General features: G+C 63.7%; 18 protein-coding genes. 13 read left to right on the forward strand and 5 right to left on the reverse strand.

The window, feature by feature from the left end:
- Positions 1 to 42: 42 nt before the first annotated feature.
- Positions 43 to 1,032 carry a BMP family ABC transporter substrate-binding protein gene (locus P3C39_RS25035; RefSeq protein WP_024502791.1) on the forward strand — a complete coding sequence of 330 codons (990 nt, stop codon included), beginning with the start codon at positions 43 to 45 and terminating at the stop codon, positions 1,030 to 1,032.
- Positions 1,033 to 1,147: 115 nt separating this feature from the next.
- Entirely contained in the window at positions 1,148 to 1,609 is a 462-nt protein-coding gene (locus P3C39_RS25040; RefSeq protein ID WP_013529636.1) for a GNAT family N-acetyltransferase, read from the forward strand.
- Here P3C39_RS25040 and P3C39_RS25045 read toward each other — a convergent pair.
- Together P3C39_RS25045 and P3C39_RS25050 are read right to left on the reverse strand one after the other, a co-directional pair.
- Positions 1,604 to 1,999, reverse strand: a complete 396-nt coding sequence (locus P3C39_RS25045; RefSeq protein ID WP_013529635.1) for a hypothetical protein — start codon at positions 1,997 to 1,999, stop codon at positions 1,604 to 1,606. The genes P3C39_RS25040 and P3C39_RS25045 overlap by 6 nt on opposite strands.
- A gap of 23 nt (positions 2,000 to 2,022) precedes the next feature.
- A complete protein-coding gene (locus P3C39_RS25050; protein WP_013529634.1) occupies positions 2,023 to 2,232 on the reverse strand; it encodes a SlyX family protein in 210 nt (69 codons plus the stop codon).
- Positions 2,233 to 2,459: 227 nt separating this feature from the next.
- Here P3C39_RS25050 and P3C39_RS25055 point away from each other — a divergent pair, with 227 nt between their 5' ends.
- Genes P3C39_RS25055 through deoA form a run of 6 tightly spaced genes read left to right on the forward strand, consistent with a single transcriptional unit; the run spans position 2,460 to position 8,708 of the window.
- The gene (locus tag P3C39_RS25055) at positions 2,460 to 3,992 is read left to right on the forward strand and encodes an ABC transporter ATP-binding protein (protein WP_013529633.1); all 1,533 of its coding nucleotides are present in this window, start codon (positions 2,460 to 2,462) and stop codon (positions 3,990 to 3,992) included.
- Positions 3,989 to 5,128 (forward strand): ABC transporter permease, encoded by a 1,140-nt coding sequence (locus P3C39_RS25060; RefSeq protein ID WP_024502793.1) that lies wholly within the window; start codon positions 3,989 to 3,991, stop codon positions 5,126 to 5,128. Before P3C39_RS25055 ends, P3C39_RS25060 begins: the two co-directional genes overlap by 4 nt.
- 1 nt (position 5,129) lies before the next feature.
- Entirely contained in the window at positions 5,130 to 6,101 is a 972-nt protein-coding gene (locus P3C39_RS25065) for an ABC transporter permease (protein WP_275954498.1), read from the forward strand.
- 55 nt (positions 6,102 to 6,156) lie between these two features.
- The gene (gene cdd, locus P3C39_RS25070; RefSeq protein WP_013529630.1) at positions 6,157 to 6,549 is read left to right on the forward strand and encodes a cytidine deaminase; all 393 of its coding nucleotides are present in this window, start codon (positions 6,157 to 6,159) and stop codon (positions 6,547 to 6,549) included.
- A 30-nt stretch (positions 6,550 to 6,579) separates the two neighbouring features.
- The gene (locus P3C39_RS25075; RefSeq protein ID WP_064995584.1) at positions 6,580 to 7,389 is read left to right on the forward strand and encodes a purine-nucleoside phosphorylase; all 810 of its coding nucleotides are present in this window, start codon (positions 6,580 to 6,582) and stop codon (positions 7,387 to 7,389) included.
- Positions 7,389 to 8,708 carry a thymidine phosphorylase gene (deoA, locus tag P3C39_RS25080; RefSeq protein ID WP_275954499.1) on the forward strand — a complete coding sequence of 440 codons (1,320 nt, stop codon included), beginning with the start codon at positions 7,389 to 7,391 and terminating at the stop codon, positions 8,706 to 8,708. The genes P3C39_RS25075 and deoA overlap by 1 nt, the downstream gene beginning before the upstream one ends.
- An 85-nt stretch (positions 8,709 to 8,793) precedes the next feature.
- Here the strand turns inward: deoA and P3C39_RS25085 are convergent, their stop codons facing one another.
- The 3 genes from P3C39_RS25085 to P3C39_RS25095 all read right to left on the reverse strand — a co-directional run bounded on the left by P3C39_RS25085 (position 8,794) and on the right by P3C39_RS25095 (position 11,332).
- Complete coding sequence (locus P3C39_RS25085; RefSeq protein WP_275954500.1) at positions 8,794 to 9,357, reverse strand: TIGR02281 family clan AA aspartic protease; 564 nt, start codon at positions 9,355 to 9,357, stop codon at positions 8,794 to 8,796.
- Positions 9,358 to 9,581: 224 nt separating this feature from the next.
- Positions 9,582 to 10,211, reverse strand: a complete 630-nt coding sequence (gene upp / locus P3C39_RS25090) for a uracil phosphoribosyltransferase (protein WP_013529626.1) — start codon at positions 10,209 to 10,211, stop codon at positions 9,582 to 9,584.
- A gap of 146 nt (positions 10,212 to 10,357) precedes the next feature.
- Positions 10,358 to 11,332, reverse strand: a complete 975-nt coding sequence (locus P3C39_RS25095; protein ID WP_064995582.1) for an adenosine deaminase — start codon at positions 11,330 to 11,332, stop codon at positions 10,358 to 10,360.
- A 134-nt stretch (positions 11,333 to 11,466) separates the two neighbouring features.
- Between P3C39_RS25095 and ubiE the strand changes: the two genes are divergently transcribed.
- The 5 genes from ubiE (at position 11,467) to coaBC (ending at position 15,881) form a co-directional block, all read left to right on the forward strand.
- A complete protein-coding gene (gene ubiE / locus P3C39_RS25100; RefSeq protein ID WP_024502799.1) occupies positions 11,467 to 12,243 on the forward strand; it encodes a bifunctional demethylmenaquinone methyltransferase/2-methoxy-6-polyprenyl-1,4-benzoquinol methylase UbiE in 777 nt (258 codons plus the stop codon).
- A gap of 70 nt (positions 12,244 to 12,313) precedes the next feature.
- Positions 12,314 to 13,888: a 2-polyprenylphenol 6-hydroxylase gene (gene ubiB / locus P3C39_RS25105; protein WP_275954501.1), complete on the forward strand. Its 1,575-nt coding sequence runs from the start codon at positions 12,314 to 12,316 to the stop codon at positions 13,886 to 13,888.
- An 81-nt stretch (positions 13,889 to 13,969) separates the two neighbouring features.
- Positions 13,970 to 14,227, forward strand: coding sequence for a plasmid stability protein (locus P3C39_RS25110; protein ID WP_013529622.1), 258 nt, complete (start codon positions 13,970 to 13,972; stop codon positions 14,225 to 14,227).
- A gap of 2 nt (positions 14,228 to 14,229) precedes the next feature.
- A complete protein-coding gene (locus P3C39_RS25115; protein WP_024502801.1) occupies positions 14,230 to 14,652 on the forward strand; it encodes a type II toxin-antitoxin system VapC family toxin in 423 nt (140 codons plus the stop codon).
- Entirely contained in the window at positions 14,649 to 15,881 is a 1,233-nt protein-coding gene (gene coaBC / locus P3C39_RS25120) for a bifunctional phosphopantothenoylcysteine decarboxylase/phosphopantothenate--cysteine ligase CoaBC (protein WP_275954502.1), read from the forward strand. The genes P3C39_RS25115 and coaBC overlap by 4 nt, the downstream gene beginning before the upstream one ends.
- Positions 15,882 to 15,946: the final 65 nt, after the last annotated feature.

Here is a 15,946-nt window from a genome sequence, read left to right on the forward strand (position 1 = left end):
GCGGTGCGTAACGGAAAAAATAACCGACAGGGTGTGGATCACATGAAACGTATCGTTCTCGGCCTCCTGGCCGCAACCGCAATGGTTCTTCCGGCTTTCGCCGCGGATGTCCAGCCGGCCATCCTCTATGATCTCGGCGGCAAATTCGATAAATCCTTCAACGAGGCTGCCTATCACGGCGCCGAGAAATTCAAGACGGAAACCGGCACGGCCTACGTCGAATTCGAGGTCTCCAATGCCTCGCAGCGTGAGCAGGCGCTGCGCCGCTTCGCCGAGGACGGCCACAACCCGATCGTCATGGCCGGCTTCGCCTGGGAGGATGCGCTGAAGAAGGTCGCGGCCGAATATCCCGATCTCAACTTCGCCATCATCGACGACGCCGTCGACATGCCCAATGTCCGCTCGCTGGTATTCAAGGAAAACGAAGGCTCCTATCTCGTCGGCATCATGGCGGCGATGGCCTCGAAGTCGAAGAAGGTCTCCTTCGTCGGCGGCATGGACATCCCGCTGATCCGCAAGTTCGAATGCGGCTATGTCGGCGGTGCCAAATCGGCCGGCGCGACCGATGTCATCCAGAACATGACGGGTGACACGCCGGCTGCCTGGAACGATCCGGCCAAGGGCGGCGAGATCGCCAAGACGCAGATCGACCAGGGCTCCGACGTGGTCTATGCCGCGGCAGGCGGCACCGGCGTCGGCGTGCTGCAGGCGGCGGCAGATGCCGGCAAGCTCGGCATCGGCGTCGATTCCAACCAGAACGGCCTGCAGCCCGGCAAGGTGCTGACCTCGATGCTGAAGCGCGTCGACGTCGCCGTCTACACCGCCTTCATGGACGGCAAGAACGGCACCTTCAAGGGCGGCGTCGAGAATCTCGGCCTCAAGGAAGGCGGCGTCGACTACGCCATGGACGACAACAACAAGGCGCTGGTGACGGACGAGATGAAGGCGGCCGTCGAAAAGGCCAAGGCCGACATCATTGCCGGCAAGGTCGAAGTACACGACTATACGACTGACAACGCCTGCCCCTATTGAGCGGCACGAACATACAGCCATGATCTGCAAACCGCCGGGCGCCAGCCCGGCGGTTTTGCCTTTACCGGATCGAGCGAAACCTTCGCTCCGTGCCGGACACCGTTTCGAGATACAGATGCAGCCGACGATCGGACCCATGGGCGAGCACGACGTAGCAGCGGTCGCGCAACTGCGCCTGTCTGCCTTTTTCGAGGGAACCGGAAGGACTCTCGGGGAAGATGCGGCAGGGCTTCGCGACTTGATCGCCGGTGACGGTTTCGAGGCGGCATTCGTGGCCCGGATCGGCGACACCCCGGTCGGGACATGCCTGCTGGTCCGCCACGAACTGGAGCCCGCGCATGATCTGACGCCATGGCTGGCCGGGTTGGTTGTCGATGCAAGGTATCGACGCCAAGGCATCGCCACCGCGCTGGTCAAGGCAACGGAAGCCCATGCGGCGTCACGGGGCGTCGAGATGCTCTATCTCTACACATGGGATGCGCGTGGTTTCTACGCGGCCCTCGGCTGGAACATCGTTGAGATATGCAGTTCGGACGGCGAGACGATGGCTCTGATGTCTCGCCGGCCTCGCCTATAGCAGCTTCGCGACGAGACAACCGAGCGCGAACGCCACCATCAGTCCGGCGGCAACCACAAATCCACGCCGGCCGCCCAGCGCGTGGACGCCGACGCCGTATGGCCGCTGCGACAGGCTTCGGATCACGGTTGGCGGCCTGGCGTCGCTCAGGCCAGAACTACGCATCTGCGGCAGCTCGCCAATGCGCTGCGTGATCTGCTTCCAGCGCTCTTCGCCATCCCCCGGTTCGGCACGGTCGAAGACGTGCATGCGCTCGGCAAGTCGCACGACCTCGTCGCGGAAGGCCGGGTCGATCTCCAGATCACGTTCGGCCCGTTCGCGCTCCGCATCGTTCATCAGGCCACGCACATAGTCGCTGGCCCGTGCAATGCGATCGCTTTCACTGGCCATGGCGTGCGCCCTTCCCTTTTTCCTCACCAGTGCGGCGGCTTGGTTACAGGCACTTCATCTCCCGTCTGCTCCTCCAGCGCCAGGAAACGATCCGTCAGCGCGTCGAGCTTGCGCTGCATGCGCTCGATCACTTTCCACTGCTCGGCGATCTGGCCGGACAGTTCCTCGATGGTCTTCTCCTGCTCGGCGGCGCGGATTTCCAGCGTCGTCAGCCGGTCGGCGGGTATGGTCATGTGAATTCCCCAGTCTTCACCGCGATGTCTTGCGCCGCGATGTCTTGCGCCGCAATGCGAATTTCGGCTTCGTCATACTAGCGAATGTGAAGGCCCCGGCCACGTTGCAAATTGACAAGCGCACCGGGATTTGTCGAGAGTGAACCTGCTCCGCCAATTGGCACGGGCGGAGCGTCATGCTAGGCGTTTTGACCAAGCGATAAAAAAATAAGAGTGGGACAGGCTGCATGGCGCAAGCCGCAATCGAGTTGATCGGCATCAACAAGAGTTTTGGTGCGGTGCGCGCCAACCGGGACATCAATCTTGAGATCGGTCGCGGCACGATCCACGGCATTGTCGGCGAGAACGGCGCTGGCAAGTCGACGCTGATGTCGATCCTCTACGGCTTCTACCAGGCCGACAGCGGCGAGATCCGCGTTGGCGGCCAGCCGGCTTCGATCAAGACCCCCAATGACGCCATCGCGCTCGGCATCGGCATGGTGCATCAGCACTTCATGCTGGTCGACAATTTCACGGTGCTGGAGAACGTCATCCTCGGCGCCGAAAGCGATGCGCTCTTGAAGAAGAGCATCGCCAAGGCGCGCTCCGAACTGGAGCGGCTGGAGCGTGAATACGGGCTGGAAGTCGATCCCGATGCAATCATCGAGGAACTGCCGGTCGGCCTGCAGCAGCGTGTCGAGATCCTGAAGGCGCTCTATCGCGGCGCCGAGATCCTGATCCTCGACGAACCGACGGGCGTTTTGACGCCGGCCGAGGCCGACCATCTGTTCCGCATCCTTCGGCAGTTGAAGGACCAGGGCAAGACGGTGGTGCTGATCACCCACAAATTGCGCGAGATCATGGCCATCACCGACACGGTGTCGGTCATGCGCCAGGGCACGATGGTGGCGACGCGCGAGACCAGGAAGACGACTGTCGAGGAACTGGCCGAGCTGATGGTCGGCCGGCGCGTGCTCTTGCGGGTCGAGAAGGGCGAGGCAGAGGCCGGCGCCGTCAAGCTCGCAGTCAAGAACCTGACGGTCAGGGATACGCGCGGCGTCACCATGGTCGACGACATCTCCTTCGATATCAGGGCCGGCGAGATCGTCGGCATCGCCGGTGTCGCCGGCAACGGACAATCCGAACTGCTCGAGGCGATTTCCGGCATCAGGCGTGCCGTTTCCGGCTCGGTCATGCTGGATGGCAAGCCGATCGACCTGACCGGTGCCGCCGACCCCGGAGAGTTGCGCGACCGTGGCCTGGCGCATGTGCCGGAGGACCGCCATCACGTCGGGCTGGTGCTGGCCTTCGAGGAGAACGAGAATTCGATCCTCGGCTATCACGATGATCCCCGCTATTTGAAGGGGCCGTTCCTCAACATCGATGCCATCCGCAACGATGCCAGGGACAAGATCGCCAAATACGACATCCGCCCGGCCGACTGCCGGCTGAAGACCGCCAATTTCTCCGGCGGCAACCAGCAGAAGATCGTGCTGGCACGGGAGATGGAACAGGACCCGGGCGTGCTGATCGTCGGCCAGCCGACACGCGGCGTCGATGTCGGCGCCATCGAGTTCATCCACAAGCGCCTGATCGCCATGCGCGATCAGGGCAAGGCGGTGCTGGTGGTGTCGGTCGAGCTGGACGAGATCCGTTCGCTGTCCGACCGTATCCTGGTGATGTTTGCCGGCCGCATCGTCGGCGAGCGCGGCTCCGAAGCGACCGAAGGCGAGCTCGGCCTGCTGATGGCCGGCATCGAGCACCAGGAGGCAGCACTTTGAGCACGCCTTACGCCAAACTACCGGCCTGGGCCGACTATGGCCTGATCCCGCTGATCAATCTGTTCGTCGCCTTCGTCGTCGCCGGCTTCGTCGTGCTTCTGGTCGGCGAGAATCCGTTGCGCGCCGCCGTCATCCTGGTCGAAGGCGCCTTCGGCAAAGGCACTGGCATCGCCTTCACCCTGTTTTATGCCACCACCTTCATCTTCACCGGGCTTTCGGTGGCGGTTGCCGCGCATTGCGGCCTGTTCAACATCGGCACCGAGGGGCAGGCCTACATCGCCGGCCTTGGCATCGCCATCGTCTGCCTGAGCTTCGACAGTACACTGCCGTGGTGGCTGACCTTCCCGCTGGCGATCATTGCTGCGGCGGCGGTGGGCGCATTGTGGGCGCTTATCCCGGCCTATCTGCAGGCCAAGCGCGGCTCGCACATCGTCATCACCACCATCATGTTCAACTTCATCGCCGCCTCGATCATGGTTTACCTGCTGGTCGGCCCGTTGAAGCCAGCCGCCTCGCAAGCGCCGCAGACGCGCAACTTCCTCGCCGGCGCGGAACTGCCCAAACTCAACTGGATCATCGAGCTGTTCGGCGCCAAGATCCGTTCGGCGCCGCTCAACGTCACCTTCCTGCTGGCGCTGGTCATGGCCTTCCTGGTCTGGCTGCTGATCTGGCGCACCAAGCTCGGCTACGAGATGCGCACCTACGGTCACAGCCCGAAGGCGGCACGCTATGCCGGCATTTCCGAAACCCGCATCATCATCACCGCCATGATGATCTCGGGCGCACTGGCCGGCATGATGGCGCTCAATCCGGTGATGGGCGATCAGCACAATGTCGCCATCGACTTCGTTTCCGGCGCCGGCTTCGTCGGCATCGCCGTGGCGCTGATGGGCCGCCTGCACCCTGTCGGCATCGTATTGGCGGCGGTCCTGTTCGGCATGCTCTACCAGGGCGGCGCCGAACTCGCCTTCGAGATGCCGGCAATCAGCCGCGACATGATCGTCATCATTCAAGGCCTGGTGATCCTGTTTGCCGGTGCCCTCGAGCACATGTTCCGGCCCTACATCCAGGCGCTGTTTGCCTCGTTCAGTCCGCGATCGGTCGGCATGGAAGCGGTCAAGGGGAAAGGTGCCTGAGATGGATGTGTTCAACGCGATCATCCAGACACTGGACTCCACCATCCGCCTCTCGGTGCCGCTGCTGCTTGCTTGCCTCGCCGGGCTCTATTCGGAACGCGCCGGCATCTTCGACATCGGCCTCGAAGGCAAGATGCTTGTCGGCGCCTTCGCCGGAGCGGCCGCAGCTTCCGTGTTCCATTCGGCCTTTCTCGGCCTCGGCATGGCGGTCGTGATCTCGGTCGCCTTCGCCATGATCCACGGCTTTGCCTCGATCACTCATCGCGGCAACCAGATCGTCTCCGGCGTGGCGATCAATTTCATCGCCGCCGGCTCGACCATCATCCTCGGCCAGGCCTGGTTCCAGCAGGGCGGGCGCACGCCGGCGCTGCAACCGGGCGAGCGCTTCGAGGCCATCACCTTGCCGGGCGCCGAGGCCATCCGCGACGTGCCGATCATCGGACCGGTCTATGCCGAACTCCTGTCGGGCCACTCGATCCTGGTCTATCTTGCCTTCCTGATGGTGCCGTTCACCTGGTGGGTGCTGTTTCGCACCCGCTTCGGCCTGCGCCTTCGCGCCGTCGGCGAGAACCCGGCCGCCGTCGACACCGCCGGCATCTCGGTCGCCTGGCTGCGCTACCGGGCGCTGATCTGCACCGGCATCCTCACCGGCATTGCCGGCGCCTACCTGTCGATGGTGCAAAATGGCGGCTTCGTGAAGGACATGACTGCCGGCAAGGGCTATATCGCGCTGGCAGCCTTGATCTTCGCCAAGTGGAAGCCGGTCAACGCCATGTTCGCCTGCCTGCTGTTTGGCTTCCTGGACGCTGCGTCGATCCGCCTGCAAGGATCCCCGCTGCCCGTCATCGGCAAGGTGCCGGCGCAGTTCATGCAGGCGTTGCCCTACATCCTCACCGTCATCCTGCTCGCCGGCTTCATCGGCAAGGCCATTCCGCCACGCGCCGGCGGCGTGCCTTATGTCAAGGAACGTTGAGCGACGGGTCGGCTTTGCGCGGGGTTTTGAACACGATCATCGGAGAGAACGCTGAATGTCGCATGATCTGTTCGAGGCCGCCAAGGCCGCCATGGCCAAGGCCTACGCGCCCTATTCTAAGTTTCCGGTCGGCGCTGCCTTGCGCACCGAGGACGGTCGCGTCTTTACCGGCGCCAACATCGAAGTCGCCTCCTATCCGGAAGGCTGGTGCGCCGAGACCACGGCGCTCGGCCACTACATCATGGGCGGCGGCGGCAAGATCGTGGAAATCGCCGTGCTTGCCGAACGCATGGCCAAATGCTCGCCTTGCGGCGGCTGCCGCCAGCGGCTTGCCGAATTCTGCCGGCCGGAAACAAAGCTCTATCTCTGCGACAATGCGGGTGTGGCCGAAACCGTGACCATGGGCGACATGCTGCCTTACGGCTTCCGCGGCGATATTTTGAAATGAGCAACAGGCTCAAATGAACAGCTGGCAACGATGACGGAAAAAGCCCTGGATCATCTCGTCGAAAGGCTGGACGGCCTGGCGCCGGCCACGGCACTGGTGCTCGGCTCGGGCCTCGGCGGTCTGGTCGACCAGATCGAGGACCCGATCCGCATCTCCTATGCCGACCTGCCCGGCTTTCCCAGAAGCGGTGTCACCGGGCACGCCGGCGAAGTGGTGGCAGGGCTGTTTGCCGGCGTGCCGGTGCTGCTGCTGTCGGGCCGTGCCCATTACTATGAGCACGGCAACGCCGCGGCGATGCGGCCGGTGCTGGAAGTGCTTGCCGGCATCGGCATCACGAAACTGATCCTCACCAATGCCGCCGGCTCGGTCGATCCGGACATGCCGCCGGGCTCGGTGATGCTGATATCGGACCACATCAATTTCTCGGGCACCAACCCGCTGATCGGCGAACCAAGCGACCGGCGTTTCGTCGGCCTGACCGAAGCCTATGATGCCGGCATCCGCCAGGCCATCGAGCGGGCGGCAAAAGCGACCGGCACCACCCTGCACAAGGGCGTCTATATGTGGTTCTCCGGCCCATGCTTCGAAACGCCGGCCGAAATCCGCATGGCGCGCATCATGGGCGCCAATGCGGTCGGCATGTCGACCGTACCGGAGGTCATTCTCGCCCGCTTCCTCGGACTGCGCGTCGCCGCCTGTTCGGTCATCACCAATCTGGCGGCCGGCATGACCGGGGCCGAGCTTTCGCACCAGGAGACCAAGGACATGGCGCCGGTCGGCGGCGCGCGGCTGGCGACGGTCCTGCAGCGCGTGTTCCGCGACGGACTGCTGGAGATCTGATGCTTCCCCAGGAAATCATCCGCCGCAAGCGCGATGGCCTCAGGCTGTCGGAGGAGGAGATCGCCGGCTTCGTCGCGGGCGTGACGTCAGGCGCCGTTACCGACGGCCAGGCCGGCGCCTTCGCCATGGCGGTGTTCTTCAACGGCATGAACCGCGACGAGGCCGTGGCGCTGACGCTGGCGATGCGCGATTCCGGCGATGTGCTCGACTGGTCGGACCTGCCAGGTCCGGTCACCGACAAGCATTCGACCGGCGGCGTCGGTGACAATGTCTCGCTGATGCTGGCGCCGATCGTCGCCGCCTGCGGCGCCTATGTGCCGATGATCTCGGGCCGTGGCCTTGGCCACACCGGCGGTACGCTGGACAAGATGGATGCCATCCCGGGCTACATCAGCCAGCCCGATGTCGCGCTGTTTCGCAAGGCGGTGCTCGAAACAGGCTGTGCCATCATCGGCCAGACCGCCGACCTCGCACCCGCCGATCGACGACTCTATGCGATCCGCGACGTCTCCGGCACGGTCGAATCGGTGCCGCTGATCACCGCTTCGATCCTGTCGAAGAAGCTGGCGGCCGGGCTGCAATCGCTGGTGCTCGACGTCAAGGTCGGCAACGGCGCCTTCATGGAAAAATCGCGCGACGCCACCGCACTCGCCAACAGCCTGGTTGAGATCGCCAACGGCGCCGGACTGAAGGCCTCGGCGTTGATCACCGGCATGAACGAGCCGCTGGCGTCGGCCGCCGGCAACGCAGTCGAGGTGCGCAACGCCGTCGATTTCCTCACCGGCCGGTATCGTGACCGTCGGCTCGAAGATGTGACGCTGGCGCTGGCCGCCGAAATGCTGCAGTCGGCCGGGCTGGTGTCGTCCAATCAGGATGGCATGCGGCGCGCCACCGAGACGCTCGCCAGCGGCCGCGCCGCCGCCACTTTCGCACGCATGGTGGCCGCGCTTGGCGGCCCCGCCGATTTCATCGAGAAACCGGAAAAATATCTGCCTGCGGCGGCGATCGAACTTGCCGTCAAGGCGACCGCAAATGGCTTCGTCACCGGCATCGCCACCCGCGATATCGGGCTCGCCGTGGTCGGCCTGGGAGGTGGACGCACGCGGCCGGACGACCAGATCGACCCTGCGGTCGGCATCACCAGACTATTGCCGGTCGGTGCGGAGGTTGGGATCGGCGAGCCGCTGGCGCTGATCCATGCCCGCTCATCGGCCGATGCCGAGGCCGCCGCGGCAACCGTGCTTTCGGCCTATATGGTCGGCGCCTCGAAGCCGCCCGCCGACAAGTCGGTCATCCGGCGGATTCTGCCGCGCGGCTAGAGCAATTCCAGGAAAAGTGTGAAACGGTTCTCCCTGGGAAAAAGCGCATAGCGCTTTCCCTTGGGAAATTGGAAAACGAATAGCCTTACCGGACGAGCAGCAGCGTGCCGTTCTCGACCTGGTATTTGTCGAGCCGGTTGAGGAAGCTCATGCCGATCAGATTGGTGCGCAGCGCCCTGTCGTCGAGCACGATGGTCTGGACGTCATTGACGGTGATGCTGCCGATCTGCAGGCGGTCGATCATGGCCACGGCCGCCTTGATGGTGCCGTTGGCGGTGTTGACCTCGCGGTTGAAGTCGGAAGCGTTCAGCGACAGGCCGATCCTGCGTGCCGTCGAAATGTTGATGGCGACCAATGTGGCGCCGGTGTCGATCATGCCGTCGACCTGACGTCCGTTGAGCTTGAAGGGTGACGAGAAATGCCCGCGTTCGTCTGCCGCGACGAGGACCTTGCGGCCCATCGGCAGCGGTGCCGCGGGCTTGTTGGGCACCGATGCCAGGTTGACGTTCGGCTGGGCTTCGACCGCTTGTTTGCCCGGCACCGCCGACCTCAGCAGGTTTTCGACGAGTTGCGGATTCGACTGATACACAATCGGTATCGATGCCGATGTACCGGCGAAAACGGCGAGGATCAGAAGTTTGCGCAGCATGGATCGGCCTCGCCGCATGACCCCGAAAATCGGGAACGATTTTCGGAAAGGCTCATGCACAAAATCAAAGTGCTACAGCGTCCTTTGCGCGTCCGAAACGGACGCGCGGCGCTGTAGTGACAGCCGATCGTTAAGCCCGGATGGTGTTTGCCGCTTTAACGCGCGCCAAAACCGCGCCTTTGCGTAAATATTTGGTAAATCGTACCAGGCGACTTGGTCTGATATTACTTGGTCCCGTACATGCGGTCGCCGGCGTCGCCGAGGCCGGGCATGATGTAGCCCTTCTCGTTGAGCTGGCGGTCGATCGAAGCGGTGAAGACGGGAACGTCCGGATGCGCCTTGATGAAGCGCTCGATGCCTTCGGGCGCCGCCAGCAGGCAAAGGAAACGGATGTTGGTGGCGCCGCGCTCTTTCAGCTTGTCGATCGCCGCGATCGCCGAATTGGCGGTGGCCAGCATCGGATCGACGACGATCACCAGCCGGTCGGCGAGGTCGCTCGGCGCCTTGAAGAAATATTCGACCGCCTCCAGCGTTTCGTGATCGCGGTAGAGACCGACATGGGCGACGCGCGCCGCCGGTACCAGGTCGAGCAGGCCTTCCAGCAAGCCGTTGCCGGCGCGCAGCACCGAGGCGAAGACCAGTTTCTTGCCCTCGAGCGTCGGCGCTTCCATCGTTTCCATCGGCGTTTCGATGGTCGTCGTCGTCAGTTCGAGATTGCGGGTGACCTCGTAGCCGAGCAGCAGCGAGATTTCGCGCAGCAGCCGGCGGAAGCCCGCCGTCGAGGTTTCCTTCTTGCGCATGATGGTCAGCTTGTGCTGGACAAGCGGGTGGTCGACGACGGTGACGCCCTGCATGGTGTTCTCCTGATGCCTGCGCCCGAAAATGCGCGCATCGCCCTTTCGGACGCGCCGCGCTTCAAGCTGCCTGGGCGAATCCTAGCGGCAATGCGCCGGCCAAGGAACCGCTTGGCCCGCACCGACCACAGCTTTGTCGGCGGAAATCAGCGTGCCGCGCTGTTCAACCGGGCAAGAAGTGCCGTCTTTGTCTTTCTATCGACGAAAGCGGCCTCGATGGCCGTTCTGGTGACGGCGGTCAGCGCCTTGTCGTTCATCGAGAAATGCTCGGCAGCGATATCGTATTCACGCTTGAGCGAGGTCCAGAAATAGGGCGGATCGTCGGAATTGAGCGTCACCTTGCAGCCTGCCGCCTGCAGGGCCGGAAACGGATGATCGGCGAAACTGTCGAACACCTTGAGCGCGATGTTGGAACCGGGGCAGCATTCCAGCACGATGCCCTCGTCGGCGATGCGCCGGACGAGGTCCAGGTTCTCGATGGCGCGCACGCCATGGCCGATGCGGGACGGACGGATGTGATCCAGCGCCGCCTGGACGGTCTCCCAGCCCGTCAGTTCGCCGGCATGGATGGTGATGCCGAGCCCGGCTTCGCGAGCGATCTCGAAAGCCCTGACATAGTCCTCCATATCACCGATCCGCTCATCGCCGGCAACGCCGAAACCGGTGACCAGCGGATGCCCGCAGCGCGCCGCGAAGCGCGCCGCCTGCTCGATCGACTCGACGCCGACATGGCGCACGCCGGTGACGATCATGCGGCCCTCGATGCCGGTCTTGGCCTTGGCGCGGGCCATGCCTTCGCCGAGCGCGTCGGTATAGGCCTTGGGCGACAGGCCGGCTTTTTTAGCGTGGTCCGGCGAGGTGAACACCTCGGAATAGATGGCGCCATCGCGGGCAAGGCTGGTCAGATAGTGGTCGGCCAGCCGCGCATAGTCCTCCTCGGTCCGGAACAGATCGGCGGAAAAATCATAAGCCGCCAGGAAGGAGGTGAAATCGTGCCAGACGAAGGAACCGTTCTGGATATAGGGCGAGGTGTCCTTGCCGTATTTCTGCGCCTGGCGGATGACGAGTTCGGGCGCCGCTGCCCCTTCGATGTGGCAGTGCAGTTCCGCTTTCAAAGGCATTCAATCATCCCGTCGGTCCGTCCAGGTCTCGAAAACCCGCCACCTGGAAGCGCGGCTGAACACCGCGCCTTAAACAATAGCGCCCGCACCATCGATCGGCTATGGTCCCGCCGGTTTTATGACGGATCAAAAAAATGTCAGTTGAGAGAACCACGGCCGCGGGCGGCATGGAAACCTCCTATGGTTTCAAGCGTGTAGGGGCTGGCGACAAGCAGTCCCTGGTCAACGATGTTTTCCACAAGGTCGCCAACCGCTACGACCTGATGAACGATCTGATGTCGGCCGGCCTGCACCGTCTGTGGAAGGACGCCATGGTCACCTGGCTCAATCCGCCTAAACGGGCGGGCTGGAAGGTGCTCGACGTTGCCGGAGGCACCGGCGACATTGCCTTTCGCATCGTCGATGCCAGCCACGGCAATGCCCATGCCACTGTGCTCGACATCAATGGCTCGATGCTGGCTGTCGGCCGCGACCGGGCCGAAAAGAAGGGCCTGTCCGGCAACACCGATTTCGTCGAGGCCAATGCCGAGGAACTGCCCTTCCCTGATGCCACATTCGATGCCTATACCATCGCTTTCGGCATCCGCAACGTACCGCGCATCGAGGTGGCCTTGGGCGAAGCGTTTCGCGTGCTGAAGCCCGGTGGGCGCTTCCTGTGCCTGGAATTTTCCGAGGTCGAGATGCCGCTGCTCGACAAGGCTTATGAAGCCTGGTCGTTCAACGCCATTCCAAAGATCGGCAAGATGGTCACCGGCGACGGCGAGCCCTATTCCTATCTGGTCGAATCGATCGCCAGGTTTCCCAACCAGCAGAATTTCACGACGATGATTTCCCGCGCCGGCTTCGACCGCGTTTCCTTCCGCAACTATTCCGGCGGTATTGCAGCACTTCATTCGGGCTGGAAGCTTTGAGGCCGGACCGCATTTCTCACAATCGACGCGTGCTATGCCGGTTCAAAGAGCCGGCAGGGTTGGCGCTGCCATGAGCAATGTCAGTGCAGGATTCCGGCTCGTAAGGGCCGGCTGGGTGCTGGTCCGCGAGGGTGTCGTCGCCGCTCTGCCGGGTGAGGAACTGTCCGGCCTGCCGAAGTTCGGCTGGCGGATGGCACGGCTGTTCACGCGCCGCCGCGCGCTGGCCTATGAGCGCAGCGACCGGCTGGCCAAGGCGGTCGTCCGGCTCGGTCCCTCCTATGTAAAGCTCGGCCAGTTCCTGGCGACGCGGCCCGACGTCGTCGGCAACGACATGGCGCTCGATCTCGCCATGTTGCAGGACAAGATGCACACCTTTCCGAAGGCCGAAGCCATAGCGGCCATCGAAGCCTCGCTCGGGCGCAAAGTCGGCGATCTCTACGCGCAATTCGGCGATCCGGTCGCCGCCGCCTCCATCGCCCAGGTCCATGCCGCCGATGCCATGCATGACGGCGTTGCCACCAAGGTGGCGGTCAAGGTGATCCGGCCCGGCGTGCGCCGCCGCTTCTTCCAGGATCTCGAAAGCTATTTCCTTGCCGCTCGCCTGCAGGAGAAATACATCCCCTCGTCCCGCCGGCTGCGGCCGGTCGAGGTCACGCAGACGCTGGCACAGACCACCAAGATCGAGATGGATCTTCGCCTCGAGGCGGCGGCCCTCTCGGAGCTCGGCGAAAGCACCAGGTACGACCCCGGCTTTCGCGTGCCGTCCGTCGACTGGGAGCGTACCGGCCGCGACGTGTTGACCATGGAATGGGTCGACGGCGTCAAGATGAACGACATTGCCGGACTGGTCGCGGCGGGCCACGATCTGAAAACCATCGCCACCAACCTGATCCAGTCGTTCCTGCGCCACACGCTGCGCGACGGATTTTTCCACGCCGACATGCATCCGGGCAATTTGTTCGTCGAGGCGAACGGCACCATCGTTGCCGTCGATCTCGGCATTGCCGGCCGGCTCGGCAAGAAGGAGCGCCGCTTCCTCGCCGAAATCCTCTACGGCTTCATCACGCGGGACTATTTGCGCGTCGCTGAGGTCCATTTCGAGGCCGGCTATGTGCCGCGCCAGCACAATGTCGCGGCCTTCGCGCAGGCGATCCGGGCGATCGGCGAGCCGATCCATGGCCAGCCGGCCGAGACCATCTCGATGGCCAAGCTTCTGACGCTGCTGTTCGAGGTTACCGAGCTCTTCGACATGGCGACGCGGCCCGAACTGATCCTGCTGCAGAAGACCATGGTGGTGGTCGAGGGCGTGGCGCGCACGCTCGACCCGGCCTTCAACATGTGGAAGACTGCCGAGCCGGTGGTCGGCGACTGGATATCAGGCAATCTTGGGCCGCGTGGCATGATGATGGATGCGCGCGATGGCGCCAAGGCGCTGCTGACGCTGGCCCGCCAGGTGCCCGAGCTTGCGGCGCGCACTGACCGGCTGTCGCGCGAGATCGACCTGATGGCCGAGCACGGCCTGCGCTTCGACGAGACCACCGCCCACGCCATCGGCAAGGCCGAGGCGCGCTACAGCCGTTCCGGCCGCTGGGCACTCTGGGTGATTGCCGTGACGCTGGTCTATATCGCCTGGAAGATGATCTGAGTTCTCGGTGACAGCAGTGCCGGCATTGCTATCATTGAAAGCATCGCTTTCATGGATTACGTTGAGGTAAGGAGCAAAAACATGAGCACACTTACCATCCGCAATCTCGACACCAACGTGAAGCAGAAACTGCGTGAGCGAGCTGCCGTGAGGGGAGTCTCCATGGAAGAGGAAGCGCGTAGCGTTCTTGCCAAGAGTGTTCTTTCGGACGGTGTGGACCAAGACCCTCGGGGAGAGTCACTCTATGCCGCGATTCGTAGGCTGGTTGAGCCCCATGGCGGTTTCGATGTCGAGTTGCCGGAGCGCGGCCCTACGCGCGAGCCACTGAAATTTGACTAACCATGTTCGTGCTGGATACGAATGTTATCTCGGAAACCTTCAAACCACGGCCGGATGCAGGGGTGGCTACCTGGATGGATAGCTCGCTCGCAACCCGCTCATATGTCACGGCGATGACCAAGGCAGAGCTGCTCGTTGGGCTTGCGAACATGCCGGACGGAACGCGTAAGGCTGCACTGGGTAGTGTCATCGGGGCCTTTTTCACCAAATGGCTCAAGACCCCAGTGCTCGCGTTCGGTGACCGCGAAGCCGAAGCCTACGCGGAGATTGTTTCGAACAGACGATTTCTGGGACGTCCTATACGCGAATTTGACGCACAGATCGCCTCGGTTGCTCGCTCGCGGGGCTTTGCGGTGGTGACTAGAAATGTTGCTGACTTTTCCGATTGCGGTATCAGCATAGTCAATCCTTGGGAGGGTGCATGAGCCTCTCCGGCAAGCGCATCCTGCTCATCATCGGCGGCGGCATCGCCGCCTACAAAGCGCTGGATCTGATCCGCCGGCTGCGCGAGCGCGGGGCTGCGGTTCGGGTGGTCATGACATCGGCCGCGCAGGAATTCGTCACCACGCTGTCGGTCGGCGCGCTCTCCGCCGACCATGTCTTCACCGAGCTGTTCGACCGCAATGACGAACACGATGTCGGCCATGTCAGGCTGTCGCGCGAGGCCGATCTGCTGGTGGTGGCGCCCGCCACCGCCGACCTGATGGCGAAGCTCGCAAACGGCCACGCCAACGATCTGGCCTCCACCGTGCTTGTCGCCACCGACAAGCCGGTGCTGATGGCGCCGGCCATGAACCCCAGAATGTGGGCGCATCCGGCCACCCGCCGCAACCGCGCGACGCTGCAGAAGGACGGCGTCACCTTCGTCGGTCCGGCCAGGGGCGAGATGGCCGAAAGCAATGAGGCGGGCGAAGGCCGCATGGCCGAGCCGCTGGAGATCGTTGCCGCGGTCGAGGCGCTGCTCGATGTCGGCCCCAGGCCGCTGTCGGGGCGCAAGATCATCGTCACCTCCGGCCCGACCCATGAGCCGATCGACCCGGTGCGCTACATCGCCAACCGCTCGTCCGGCAAGCAGGGCCATGCGATCGCGGCAGCACTGGCCAGGCTCGGCGCCGATGTGCGCCTCGTCTCCGGCCCTGTCGGCATCGCCGATCCCCCCGGAGTGAAGACCATTCACGTCGAGCGGGCGCAGGAGATGCGCGACGCGGTGGAACGGCTCTTGCCCGCAGATGCGGCGGTGTTCGTCGCCGCCGTGGCCGACTGGCGCACCGAGAACTCGGCCGGTGAGAAGATCAAGAAGGTCGCGGGCGAAGGGCCGCCGGTGCTGCGCATGGTCGAGAATCCCGACATTCTCGCCGGCGTCGGCCATCACAGCCAGCGACCCGGCCTGGTTATCGGCTTCGCCGCCGAGACACAGGATCTCCTGCGCAACGCCGAGGCCAAGCTCAAGAAGAAAGGCGCCGATCTCATCGTTGCCAACGACGTGTCGCAGGGAAGCGGCGTCGGCTCTTCGGGCGTGATGGGCGGCGATCGCAACCGGGTGCGGATCGTGTCAAAGGCCGGTGTCGAGGAATGGCCGGAGATGAGCAAGGACGAAGTGGCGGCTCGGCTTGCCGCCCTGATCGCCGAACGGCTTAAAACAATCGTCGTTTGACTGAAAAATGTTCTGCTGCAGTGACGCACCGCCCTGCCGCGAGACTGCGTTCAGGCGGCGCGCGC

Origin of the sequence: Mesorhizobium sp. XAP4 (assembly GCF_029269325.1) — a bacterium.
Lineage (GTDB): Bacteria > Pseudomonadota > Alphaproteobacteria > Rhizobiales > Rhizobiaceae > Mesorhizobium > Mesorhizobium ciceri.